At 49.9% G+C, this 12,867-nt stretch carries 10 protein-coding genes; 5 read left to right on the top strand and 5 right to left on the bottom strand.

Annotated elements, in window-relative coordinates; all coding sequences use genetic code 11:
• Positions 1–41: 41 nt before the first annotated feature.
• On the bottom strand, positions 42–644 hold the full coding sequence (locus H1D31_RS06580) for an FMN-dependent NADH-azoreductase (RefSeq protein WP_261257115.1): 603 nt from the start codon (positions 642–644) through the stop codon (positions 42–44).
• A 253-nt stretch (positions 645–897) separates the two neighbouring features.
• Between H1D31_RS06580 and H1D31_RS06575 the strand changes: the two genes are divergently transcribed.
• Complete coding sequence (locus H1D31_RS06575; protein ID WP_261257113.1) at positions 898–1,497, top strand: sigma-70 family RNA polymerase sigma factor; 600 nt, start codon at positions 898–900, stop codon at positions 1,495–1,497.
• Positions 1,481–2,158: a ChrR family anti-sigma-E factor gene (locus H1D31_RS06570; protein WP_261257110.1), complete on the top strand. Its 678-nt coding sequence runs from the start codon at positions 1,481–1,483 to the stop codon at positions 2,156–2,158. The genes H1D31_RS06575 and H1D31_RS06570 overlap by 17 nt, the downstream gene beginning before the upstream one ends.
• 73 nt (positions 2,159–2,231) lie before the next feature.
• On the opposite strand, the gene H1D31_RS06565 is transcribed toward H1D31_RS06570, so the two are convergent.
• Positions 2,232–4,472, bottom strand: a complete 2,241-nt coding sequence (locus H1D31_RS06565) for an aminotransferase class V-fold PLP-dependent enzyme (RefSeq protein ID WP_261257108.1) — start codon at positions 4,470–4,472, stop codon at positions 2,232–2,234.
• Between the two features lie 130 nt (positions 4,473–4,602).
• Positions 4,603–5,319 (bottom strand): fatty acid metabolism transcriptional regulator FadR, encoded by a 717-nt coding sequence (gene fadR, locus H1D31_RS06560; RefSeq protein WP_261257106.1) that lies wholly within the window; start codon positions 5,317–5,319, stop codon positions 4,603–4,605.
• 185 nt (positions 5,320–5,504) lie between these two features.
• Here fadR and dsbB point away from each other — a divergent pair, with 185 nt between their 5' ends.
• The 3 genes from dsbB to H1D31_RS06545 all read left to right on the top strand — a co-directional run bounded on the left by dsbB (position 5,505) and on the right by H1D31_RS06545 (position 10,103).
• Positions 5,505–6,038: a disulfide bond formation protein DsbB gene (dsbB, locus tag H1D31_RS06555; protein WP_261257103.1), complete on the top strand. Its 534-nt coding sequence runs from the start codon at positions 5,505–5,507 to the stop codon at positions 6,036–6,038.
• 248 nt (positions 6,039–6,286) lie between these two features.
• On the top strand, positions 6,287–6,808 hold the full coding sequence (locus H1D31_RS06550; RefSeq protein ID WP_008610135.1) for a PEP-CTERM sorting domain-containing protein: 522 nt from the start codon (positions 6,287–6,289) through the stop codon (positions 6,806–6,808).
• Positions 6,809–7,013: 205 nt separating this feature from the next.
• On the top strand, positions 7,014–10,103 hold the full coding sequence (locus H1D31_RS06545) for a S8 family serine peptidase (protein ID WP_261257096.1): 3,090 nt from the start codon (positions 7,014–7,016) through the stop codon (positions 10,101–10,103).
• A 187-nt stretch (positions 10,104–10,290) separates the two neighbouring features.
• On the opposite strand, the gene H1D31_RS06540 is transcribed toward H1D31_RS06545, so the two are convergent.
• On the bottom strand, positions 10,291–11,985 hold the full coding sequence (locus H1D31_RS06540) for a methyl-accepting chemotaxis protein (protein WP_261257093.1): 1,695 nt from the start codon (positions 11,983–11,985) through the stop codon (positions 10,291–10,293).
• 182 nt (positions 11,986–12,167) lie between these two features.
• Entirely contained in the window at positions 12,168–12,782 is a 615-nt protein-coding gene (locus H1D31_RS06535; RefSeq protein ID WP_065956014.1) for an FKBP-type peptidyl-prolyl cis-trans isomerase, read from the bottom strand.
• Between the last annotated feature and the right edge of the window lie 85 nt (positions 12,783–12,867).

Raw genomic sequence — 12,867 nt, 5'->3', positions numbered from 1 at the left:
CGAAGCTAAAGATAACGGCTTTAGCTAAAACGCTAACCGCTTTAAATAAAGAGTTGCTTCGCCAGTTCACTCAGTTGTTGCTGTGCAGCGCCCAGGCCTTTTTCTGCCGCTTCCGGGCCCATATTCAGGCCTTCCGCATAAACAAAGTGCAGCTGGGTCAGGCCGATAAAGTTAAAGAAGGTTTTCAGGAACGGTACCTGAGAGTCAGCAGGCGTATTGGCATAAATACCACCGCGGGCCAGAGCGAAGATCACCGGCTTATCTTTTAACAGGCCAACCGGGCCGGTTTCGGTGTATTTAAAGGTGACACCGGCACGAGCCAGGCGATCTAATAAGGCTTTTAACTGGCTTGGCAGTGCGAAGTTATACATCGGCACACCAAAGACGATGGCATCTGCCGCTTCAATTTTGGCGATCAGCTCATCTGAACGAGCGGCCAAGGCTTGTTGCTCGCTGCTGCGCTCGGCGGCAGGCGTCATCCAGGCGCCGATTTCGCTCATTTCCAGATGCGGCAACGGCTGTGCATTTAAATCAATTTCCGTTACCTGAGCGCCAGACAGCTGTGCCAGTAAAAACTGTACCAGCTTGTTAGAGTTACCATTGCTGCCGCTGATCGAGCTATTAATTACCAGAATGTTTTTCATCGTTGCCTCCTTTGGCTAATCCAATACAGTTAGTTTACTTAGATTTTTTAGGAAAAAAATCCGATAATTTTGCTGTTTATGTTCGATTTAATGATTGATAAAAAATCAATCTACTTAGCGTCAGGCTGCGTAAAACACCATGAACCCATTAGAACAGCTACTGGCCATACCAGGAAAACGAATTATGTTGGATTCTACCGTGCTGACAGGGCATCATGAGCACTCGGGGACGACCACGAGGATGCCAGACCGAATGACTATCAGTGCCGAGAGCGCCGAGCCACATATACGCACCGGTCAATGGGAAGATGCCTTGACCTTTGTTGCCTTGCATGCCGATAAATCGGCTTATGCGGACCTGTTTAATTATTTTGCGCCACGGTTAAAAGCCTTTGGTATGAAAATGTTCGGTAACGAGCAACAGGCGCTGGAGATGGTGCAAGACACCATGTTAAACGTTTGGAAAAAGGCCCGCTTATTTGACCCAAGCCGTGGCTGTGCTTCAACCTGGATTTTTACTATTGCCCGTAACGTACGCTTTGACATGCTGCGTAAAAAGCAGAGTCGCAAAGATGATATAAGTGCCGATGATCTGTGGGCCGACGGTGATTATCCGGAGCTGGAAGAGTCCGCCACCGATCAGTGGGAAACCATGTTACTCAGCGAAAAGCTGGCACCGTTTTTTGATGCCTTACCGGTCGCACAGCGGCTGGTAATGCAAAAAGTTTATTTGGAAGAAAAATCACATCAGGAAGTAGCAGAAGAGCTCGAGATCCCGCTGGGTACTGTTAAATCACGGATCCGGTTGGCGTTAGACCGTTTAAGAGAGGCATTAGATGACACACGCAGTTAAATACCATCCCGGCATGATGTTAATGGAGCAATATGTTGCCGGCACTCTGTCGGCCGATGTGGCCCTTGCCGTAGCCACTCATATTGATTTGTGCCCGCATTGTCAGCGTGTTTGTCAGGACATTCATAACGACCAGGCTGATATGCTAGCAAGTATGCCGCTTGAGCAGAACGACACTGACGATTTTACCGCGCTGCTGGCAGAGATCACCGGGCAACCGCAACTCGATAAGCCACGGCAGAAAGCGGCACGTGAACTGGTGAAAGTTCAGATCAACGGTCGCGAATTTGCTATTCCACGCGCCTTAAGCCGCTTGGCTGAGCAGCAAGGCAAATGGCTGCAGCTCGGTGGTATCGCCACCGCCAAGTTACCGGCGGGCGATAAGATGCATGTGTCGTTATTGTATATTGATAAAGGCACTGAAATTCCAAACCATACCCACCTGGGTTTGGAAATGACGCTGGTACTAAGCGGAACGATTTGTGATGAAAATGGTGAGTATGGTGCCGGGGACTTGCTAATTAATACCCCAGCCGATACCCATACACCGCATACCCGGGCTGATGAAGATTGTTTATGCCTGTCGGTGTTAAGCGCGCCACTGAAGTTTAACAAGGGTTTGGTACGGTTACTCAACCCATTACAGCAGTTTTTCTATTAACGGTTTACCTGATGCAGCATGTTTGCGCCGGCTCTGCCGGCGTTTTTTTTATCTGTACTACGAGACGGTAGTACTAACTGAGTAATGCCACCCCACCCTGCAGATTCCAGAGTTTGCTAAAACCGAGGCGCCGCAACACCCGTGCCGCCAGCAAGCTGCGATTGCCTGTGCGACAAACCAGTAATAAGCTCTGCTCGGGTTGTAACTGTTGTTGCAAGACCGCATCACAAAGCCGGGATAACGGCACTTCGAGCACCTCAGCCTTAACCGGCAAATAGCGGCTTAGGGCCCCTGCGCTCTGCTCATAGGGCTCACGCACATCCAACACGACCAGTCCGGGCTCTGCCAATAAGTCTGGCAGCTGAGCCGACTGCAGTAAGGCTATGGCATCGTCGTTCGCCACTTCAACATAACCACACAGGTGACTGCTGGCTTGCTGCAACTGCCAACACTGCTGATTTAACACCTGTTGCCATTGTTGCTGCGGTGCGCCGGCCAATAAGCTTTCCAGCAGCGGGCTTTCCTGGAGCGCCAGACTTAAACGGGTGACAAAGCGCTGTGCATAGTCATGGCTGGAAAACAGCAAGGTGTCGGGGTAGAGCTGAGCCGCCAGCTGTTGCAGGCTGTGTTGTAACATCAGCGCATCTCCACCTGCCAAATCGGTACGGCCAATACCACCAGGTAATAACAGATCGCCGACAAAGGCGGCTTTTAGCTCACCAGCTTGTTTTAGCAACAGGCTATACGCCAGTGGACTATGGCCAGGTGTGGCAATGCGGCTTAACTGGTAGGGGCCGATGTGCAGCTGTTGTTGATCCTGCGGCCAACCGGTTTGATCAAACTGTTGGCCGCTAAAAAGCTGCCGTAACAGCAGCGCAGCTTGTCCGGCTTGCTGGTGAATATGGGTTTCCAGCACGGCAACCAGCTTCAGGCCGCGGCTTTGTACGATATTCGATAAGCGCTCGGTCAGCGCCAGCACCGGATCAATAATCAGGGCTTGCCGGCTTTGCTGACACAGTAGCAAATAACTGCAGCAGGCATCATGTTTAAACTGATACAGGCCGCTGCTGGTCGGAATATTCAGCGGATCGCCATCTGTTAATACCAGGCCATGCTGTTTAACCACCGGCACCAGGCTTAGGATGCGCTGACAGGCTTGCTCACACTCGGCCTGACTAAACGCCGGCCCAAAGGATAAGCGGATAGCCCCTTCACTGCGCCAGCGCTCCAGCCCCATCGCATCCAGCACAAAGCTACCTGTAACTTTTGAACTACAGGCCGATCCTGAGCTAACCCGAATACCAGCGGCATCGAATAGATCCAGAATATCTTTGGCAAAAAAACCGGGAACCGAAAAGTTTAACGTGGTTGGCAGTGCCTGCGGTAAGTCGCTGTTTAGCACCAGTGCCGGAAATAACTGGCGTAGCGCCGCTAAGAGTTGTTCGCGGAACTGATAAAGTTGCTTGCTGCCAGCAAAGATGCTGTGCTCGGGTTCCAGCAATTGCTGAAAGATATAGTTTAGCGCCGCAATACCCGGCAGATTTTCGGTACCGGAGCGTAAGCCGCCTTCCTGGCCCCCACCGGTGATCAGTGGCTGATAAGGAGCCCCTTTGCGCACATATAAAAAGCCGATGCCTTTGGGGGCGTACAGCTTATGGCCACTAAAGGGCGCATAATCAATCCGGCTTGCCGCCAGATTGAGCGGCATTTTGCCCAGCGCCTGCACGCAATCAACCAACCAGTAAGCATCCGCATTATGCTGGTTTAGCAACTGCTCAATCGCCAGCAGGTCCTGCTGCACACCGGTTTCATTATTGGCAGCCATAGTACAGACCAGAGCCGCCTTTGGCAGCAGCTCTGCCAGCGCCGCTAAGTCGAGCAGGCCATTGGCAAGTACCGGGATGGCACAGATACTGGCATTAAGTTGTAGTAGGCTATTCCAGTGTTTCAGACTCTCCGGCACCGCCTTGTGTTCGGTTGCGCCATAGAGTAACAGGGTGTCAGGCCCCGCCAAGCCGCGCTCACGGATCGCCAGCAATGCCGACAGCACTGAGGTTTGGATGCCTTCGGTAGCTCCTGAGGTAAAGATAATGTCGCCGTTATCAGCGCCCAATAACTGGCGCGCCAGCTTGCGGCTGTGCTCTAACAACGCCTTGGCTTTAATGCCGGTACTGTGTGTGCTGCTGGGATTACCAAAATCCTGTTGCATACATTGCAACACGGCTTCCGCCGCGCCAGGTAGCACCGCCGTGGTAGCGTTGTTATCCAGATAGATCTCACTGACTTTCCGGCAGGTCATGGCTGCTACTGACATCTTGGACTCCGCTAAAGACACACTTATAACAATTGGGAATATCTTATATCAAAAAGTGTAGTCAGCCCAGTGCAACAGCCATAAAAAAGCCGCAGAGCGGGCTGCGGCTTTTATCTTAGACTAAGTTGGCTTATTCCATCAGATCGCGCGGAATGGTCGGCCGCAGTTCAGACCAGATCTTACCGCTGTCGATACCATATTTACGCACTGTCATCACCACATCATCATGCTTGCCGGTTTGCGCCAGGGCTTTTAATTGCTGATAGTACTGGCGGGCCAGTTCCCGCGCCGCCGGGCTGGAAAAGTAAAAGCGGGCAATTTTGTTATACAAACCACGGAAACCATTTAAAATCAGCACATAGATCCGGTTTGACGAATGTAAAGCCAATTCATGGTTCAGGTTATAGTCAAAATCAGCAAAGGCTTCGGCGGTATCTTCCAACTGCTCAGAGCCAGTCAGGGCATCAATGACCTGTTGTTGATGGGTTTTAATGGCGCCGCGAATATAAATCGCACTGATATTAGTCCGGGCAGATAACAGCTCGTCGACCAGATCCGGCATCCGCTCTTCGTCCAGCCGGGCCAGGGTTTCCAAAATATTCAGGCCTGAGGTTTCCCAAAAGTTATTTACTTTAGTGGGTTTACCATGCTGAATAGTCAACCAGCCATCACGCGCCAGCCGCTGTAATACTTCACGCAGCGTGGTACGGGTAACACCAATTAATTCGGAGAGCTCGCGCTCTGCCGGTAAAATAGAACCCGGGGCAAATTTGCCATTCCAGATAGAATCAACGATATATTCTTCGGCAAAGCCCGCCGGGCTTTGTGCTTTAATCAGATTGGTCATGCACCGTTATCCGTGTCAATAATGGTTCTTATAAGTTGGCACTGATTGTACCAGAGCCGATGCCATTAACAAGTCAGCTTGTAAAAATAGCTTGCCAGCTTGCCACTGCCCTTCGGCTTGCATTGTGTATTTTGTTGAAATCCCTTAGATTAGCCAGCAAAACAACAATAACAGATCGTCATACCATGTTTAAAACACTGAAATCCTTATCGATGCAACGCTGGCCCTGGTTACTGTTAGCGTTAACCGCTCTGGCTATGGAGCTAACCGGGCTGTATTTCCAGTACGCGTTAAATTATCAGCCTTGCATTAAATGTATTTATATCCGGGTTGCTTTTGCCGGTATTTTACTGGCGGCGTTACTGGCGTTACTGGCACCTCGTAATACGGTAATGAGGTTTGCCGCACTGAGCTTGTGGCTAAGTAGTGCCTTATATGGCCTATATCAGGCGCAGGAGCTGGTAGGTATTGAACAAATTTTAGCCGAGGGTGGCTTTACGACCTGCGCCTTATTTGCGGATTTTCCAACCTGGCTGGCGTTAGATAAATGGCTGCCCGCGGTATTTGAGGTGACCGGCACCTGTGGTAGTGTGGATTGGCAATTTGCCGGTTTAAGCATGGCGGCCTGGAGCCGACTGATTATGTTTACCTATAGTTTAACAGCTACTATCATCATCCTTAGCCAGTTCACAAAGTTATCACGCAATCCTTACCGTTAGTATTCAGCATCTGCAACCTGTAGCTAATTCAGGTAGCAGATGCTGTAGCCCCACCAAAAGAATAGGTTCCGCACCATCCGTTCTAGGTTAAAAGAATAAAGAAAACCGCTTAATTGTTAACAGAGTTGACCTTGCTGTTAATGAGCTGGCATGAAGCGTGCATCCTGGATTTTGCAGTGCAGTTACTCTCAAACTGCATAAAAATGCATAATTTATAATAAACATTAATAATCCAGGAGTACGAATTAATGAAGAAGTTTTTTTCTGCGCTACTGCTTTTAGCCGGGTCCTTTGTATTGTTCCAACCTTCTGCTCACGCTTCTCTGATCCTTAGTCAGGATATCTATGAAGTTGAAGGTAGCAATAAAGCCTTAATAGGTTCTGTCAGCATCAATGTGCTAGAGGCGTTTGAATTTGATGTTGATAAATTTGAGGTCGAAGCCTGGTTTGAGTTGACGTTATTTGGAACAAGTTTTGTTCAGCAAATGAGCGATTTATTTTATGCTGAGTTTTCGATGAGCAATCTGAAACAAGGCCTGTCTTTTTTAACCTTCGAAGTCCTGGATGAGTTCAACAACATCAGCTACCAACTCTTTTTTGCTGATGATTTTGGTTTTATGGACATTTCAGCAGGCAGCTCATTAGGTGTTATTGAGATCTCTCTTGGTAATGCGCGGCTACCCGTACCGGCTCCCGCCACACTGGCTTTATTGTTGTTAGGGATGATTGGTTTAGCAAAGACTCGTCGTAGCTACACAGCAAAGCGTTAATACTGTCAGCTTTTATTACACCAATTTAAACACTTGCCGAAAAACATCATATAGCTGTCAGTTTTCTTTACAGTTAACTATAAAGGTGTTTTTTTAGCATAGTTATTCAAGTTGGTGCTAAAGCTAAGTACGATCTTAATAATGAGAAATAAAAATAATGCTAACAAAAAAACTTAATACTAAAATCAAGCTATTGAGCTTGTCTGTGATAGCAACCTGCTCAATCGGCAGCGTTGTTGCCAACCCTAACCTTGCTGCCAACCCGTTTGAGATCAGCGTTGATACCAGCGAACTTCAATTGTCTGAGCTTTCAGCAACCAAGGCTCCCTATATTATTCAGGTTAAAGGTCTGACTGGCGTTGAGCAAGCGGTAAATTTAGGCGAGCTGGCACCTAACAACCAACTGGCGGCGGGCAATATGTACAATGCCCAATCACCCGCTATGCAGGCCTATAATGAACGGGTAAGACAGTTCCATCAGCAGTTGGCTGAACAACAGGGCATCAGCAATATCCTGCACTCTTTCACGCACACCTTTAACGGTTTTTCTGCGGTGTTAACTGCTGACGAGGCTCAGCGCTTACAACAACATCCTGATGTTATTGGTATCTGGCTGGATGAACCAATGCAACTGGATACAGCAAACACACCTGAATTCCTTGGTTTAAACGGTGCAAATGGTCAGCATACCCTTGGAGTGAAAGGCGAAGACGTCGTTATTGGTATTATCGATTCCGGTATTTGGCCTGAGAATCCAAGCTTTGCTGATGACGGTACTTATTCATTGCTGGAAAAATTCACTGGTTTTTGTGATTCTGGCCAGGATGCAACCTTTCGTTGTAATAATAAACTGATCGGTGCGCGCTTTTTCAACCAAGCCTTTACCTCTGTTTATAATTTACAGCCAGGTGAATATCGCTCGCCCCGGGATGCGGATAACCACGGTACTCACGTTGCTGCCACAGCGGCGGGCAACGAGCGGGTGCAAGCTATTATTGACGGCCAGCCTGCTGGTTTTGTAACGGGTATCGCTCCGCGTGCACGTATTGCGGCATACAAAGCTTGCTGGAATAGCAGTTACACCAGTCCGAGTGGCGTTGCTGAGCGGGGTTGCTTTGGCGGTGATACCATGGCTGCGATTGATGCCGCGGTAGCGGATGGTGTCGATGTTATCAACTACTCAATCAGTGGCAGTACTACAAGCCTGACCACAATAGCGGCAGCCGCAAAACTTCGTGCAACTCAAGCCGGTGTTTTTGTCTCTGTTTCAGCTGGAAACAGTGGTCCGGGCGCTGGCACCGTGGGTACTCCTGCTCCATGGGTAATGAGTGTTGCCGCCTCAACTTATGACGGTACTTCTTTTGTCGCTGGCTCAACGAATTTTTCGGTATTAAGCGGAGCAGCAGCTGGCAATTACCAGGCAGTTGAAGCTTCAACCACAGTGCCACTGTCGACAATAAGCCCGGTTCAGGCTGATTTGGCCGTTGCTAATCCAATTTTAGCCTGTACTACACTGACTAATAGCGCAGCTCTGGCCGGTAAATTGGTTGTTATGCAGCGTGGTACCTGCGGCTTTGATATTAAACTAGCCGCAGCTCAAGCTGCCGGCGCAGTTGGTGCTATCGTGATCAATAGTGACGGTACCGCTCCTATTGTCATGGGCGGCACGGGTCGTTTTAATATTCCAGGCGTGATGATCTCTTTGGCGAATGGCCAGACGATTCTGAGTGCTATCAACAGCGGCGAAACCGTTAGCGCTCGCCTGGCTCCGGGAGCCCTGCAACAGCGTACTGAAGTTGGAAATATTATGGCCTCCTTCTCTTCGCGTGGTGCTAACCTGGCTTCAGCAGATATTATCAAACCCGATATTACTGCTCCTGGCGTTCGCATTCTGGCAGCCGCCTCTGAGGGCCCGTTGTTAACTCGCCCGAATGTTCCCTTTGTCTATCTGCAAGGTACTTCAATGTCCAGCCCGCATATTGCTGGTATGGCGGCTTTACTTCGTGGCGCAAATCCTGAATGGTCTCCGGCTATGATTAAATCAGCCTTGATGACCACTGCGCGACAGAACGTAACGAAGGAAAATGGGGCAACTGCAGCTGATCCTTTCGACTTTGGCGCCGGCCACGCGGTACCAGCCAGTGCAGCCAATCCAGGTCTGGTCTATGATGTTAGCGCAGCGCATTACTACGCTTTCCTGTGCGGCCTGAACGCCAGAGCCTTCGTGCAGAATGCCACTGGCTTTAGCTGTGATACCTACGCTAACGCCGGTTATAGCTTCGAAGCAAGCCAGTTGAACCTGCCCTCTATTGGCATTGGTCAGTTAGATCGCAATCGGGTAGTGTATAGAGAGGTAAAAGACGTATCGGGTGTTGCCTCTGTTTACAATATTAGTGTTAACGCGCCGGCAGGAATTACTGCCACACCTCTGGTATTAGCAAATGGTCAGTGGATTGAGAGTAACTCACTGAGCGTGCCTGCCAACGGTATCGCACGTTATGCAGTACGTTTCCGCACAACGGCTACCACAGTTTATAACAGCTGGCGTTTCGGTGCTCTGACCTTAAGTAACGGTACCTATGAAGTACGTAGCCCAATCGCTATCCGCGCCATTGAGCCACCATTATTGGAGGCACCTGCAGTGATTTCAGCTCAGGTTGCGGCCAGTTCTGGTCGGGTAACCTTCCCTGTGCTGTTTAACTACACCGGTAATACCTCAACCACCAAGGTTGGTCTTGCAGCTCCGTTTGGTGGTACGCGCACCATCCCACAAGATCCGGATCGCACCTTCCAGTTTAACGATCCAAGCCTTGGCACCCATACTGTGTTAATTCCAGCAGGTACTCGGGTGGCTCGCTTTATGTTAAACGAAGGCCTGGCAGATGTACCAGGTGCGATTCTGGACCTGTATGTATATCGCTGTATCAATAATAGCTGTGCATTTGTAGCATCATCTACCAGTGACAGTGGCTTTGAGGATATTGTATTGCGTGATCCAGCTCCGGCAGCAGATGTTGCAGCCCGTAACTTCTATATCGTTTGGGTTCACCCGCGGGATTTGAAGGGTGCAAGCCAGGTTACCTACACCATCCCAATGTGGATAGTTGACCAAAATGATAATGTAACGTCACAGATCCTGGCCCCGACCCGCGCGGTAAACGGTCGTTATAACAACATAACACTGAATACCCGTACCTTGCAGCGCTCAACGCTGCCTTACATGGGCGTGATGTCGTTCAGGGATGCCAATGGCACTGAGCGTGGGTCAACCTTGTTAGAGATCCGCGCTAACTAAGCACAAGTAAAAGCGTGGTTAAAACAATCTAAGTCCCCGCTGCCGCGGGGGCTTTTTTTTAGTATCAGACCAGGGCCTGGTGGCGCGTAACTTATAATAAAAATGCCAACCAGACTAACTGATTGGCATTTTCTCATACTATAAGGCGTAAACTAATCTAGTATTCAAATTATCGTGACCGAAGGGCTCAAACCTTATAATTACCTACTAATACATCCAATTCTGAAGCCAGGGCGTTTAAGCGCTCACTGGTGCTGGAAGCGCGCCGCGTCCCTTCAGCCGTTTCTTCGGTTACCGCCACAATTTGATGTACGTTCTCGTTAATGGCGCCGGAAACATGGGTTTGCTCCTCGGCGGCGGTAGCGATCTGCGCATTCATATTATTAATGGTATTGACCGCGCTACTGATTTGATTCAGCGCCAGCTCAACCTGCCGGATCTCGTCGACACTACTTTGGCTGCTTTGTTTTAACTTACTAATCAGATCGATCGCGCCTTTAATACCGGCTTGCAGCCGCTGGATCATCTGCTGGATTTCCTGGGTACTTTGTTGGGTACGACTGGCCAGTGTACGCACTTCATCTGCAACCACCGCAAAACCACGACCCGCCTCACCTGCACGCGCCGCCTCAATGGCGGCATTTAGCGCCAGCAGATTAGTCTGCTCGGCAATGCTGCGGATCACATCCAATACCCCACCGATACTGTCAGATTCTTTACTCAGCTCACCAATTACCGAAACGCCATGGGTAACCTGCTCCGCCAAACCATCAATTACCCGTACCGTTTGCAGCAACGTCTGCTTCGAGTTACTGACCAGATCTTCGGCATTGGCAGCAGCTTCAGAAGCGCGCATCGCACTGTCTGCCACTTCCTGCGCCGAGGCCGCCATTTCGTTCATTGCCGTGGCCACCTGATCACTCTCAGATTGCTGACGTGCCACGCCCTGCCCGGCCTGACGCATAATACCATTTAGTTCATTGGCACTGTGATTCAGGGTCTTGGTTGAGCCCGCTACCTGAGCCACCAGATCCCGGACCTGACTGGCAAAGCGGTTAAAAGCCTGTGCCAGTTGCGCCAATTCATCATTACCTTCAGCTTTTAAACGGTGGCGTAAATCACCACCACCCTGAGCGATATCTGTCATGGCGGTTACCGCCGATTTTAGTGGCGTAATAATACTGCGTACCACCACCAGGGCCAGCAAGGTAATCACAATTAACGCAATAGCCGCGGTAACAATCGAACTCCAGAGGCTGGTTGCCAGCGAGTCGTCTACCCGTTGCTGCATCACCGCAACCTGTTTGTCCAGGCTGTCGATCCAGAAGCCGGTGCCTAGCATTAAACCCCATTTGGTTAGCTCTTCGGCATAACCCAGTTTTGGATCCGTGGTATTGGTTTCCGGATTATTCCAGTGATAATACAAGTAACCTTTGCCACTGCGAGCGGCATTCCACAGGCCTCGAATCACTTCAACGCCATTAGGATCTTTAAGATCCATCAAATTACGGCCCTGCAAGGCGGGGTTAGCAGCATGCATCACATTGACGCCCTGCTGATCATAGATAAAGAAGTAGCCCATGCTGCCACTGTCATCAAAACGCAGTTGGCGTAAAATATTAATGGCTTCTTCCCGAATGGCCGGATTGGTCGCTGCATCGGGCGCATTATAAAGATGAGCAATGGCTGTTTTACCCAGCTCCATATAGTTTTTAATTACTGCCTGCTGGCTTTGGCTATAAACCTCAGCAAAGCCATCCACGCCCTGCTGGCCAAGGCTACGTGCCTGCATTAAGCTAAAAGTTACCAGCACTATTGCCAGTAAGGTGCTGGGTAATAACGCCAGCAGGAGGATACGGGTTTGAATGGTCAAATTTGCCATAAGCTACTCTCAGTTCGGGGGAGGACAACACAATTCAGCTGAAAGTATAACGCCTGTACAGAAAACTGCAGAAGAATTGGTAGCTTAGACGCTTAATTGCATAAATTTTAACCGGCGCTCACCTTCTTAAGCGATAAAGCCGGCAACGCCGGCTTTATTGTAATGAGCTCGAACAACAGCCTTTACAGGATCGCCAGCAATTCCACATCGAACACTAAAGTGCTGAACGGTGCAATAGCATTGCCGGCGCCGCGCTCACCATAGGCCAGATTATGCGGAATATATAACCGCAGTTTTGAACCCACCGCCATCAGTTGCAGCGCTTCAGTCCAGCCAGCGATAACGCCAGATACCGGGAATTCTGCCGGTTCACCGCGCTGATAAGAGCTATCAAATACAGTGCCATCAATCAGAGTACCGTGATAGTGGGTACGCACGGTCGAGGCTGCGGTGGGCTTATCGCCTTCGGCGGCTACCAGAACTTCATACTGTAAGCCAGAAGCAGTAACGGTTACTTCCGGACGCTTGGCATTTTCCGCCAGGAACATTTCACCGGCTTCTGCTAAGGCCTGGGCTTTTTCCTGCTCTTCGGCCTGCATGCGCTGGCTAATAACGGTAAAAGCCGCACGGATCTGCTCATCGCTGACTTCCGGCGCCTGCTCGTTGTAAGCAGCAGCTAAGCCGGCGGCGACAGCACTAATATCTAAACCATCAAACGGCCGGTCAGCCAGTTGCTGACCCATTTGTAAACCGATACCGTAGCTGGCGTGCTGCTCTAACGTAGTAAATTTTGACATGGATTTCACTTATATTGACGGGTGCAGCCGGGCTGCACCACTGTTAAAAGATGGCGATATCTTACGTCAATTACCGCCAAAAGTC

The sequence above is a fragment of the Alishewanella sp. BS5-314 genome, assembly GCF_025377695.1.
GTDB lineage: Bacteria > Pseudomonadota > Gammaproteobacteria > Enterobacterales > Alteromonadaceae > Alishewanella > Alishewanella aestuarii.
This window is presented reverse-complemented; position numbering and strand designations above follow the sequence as displayed.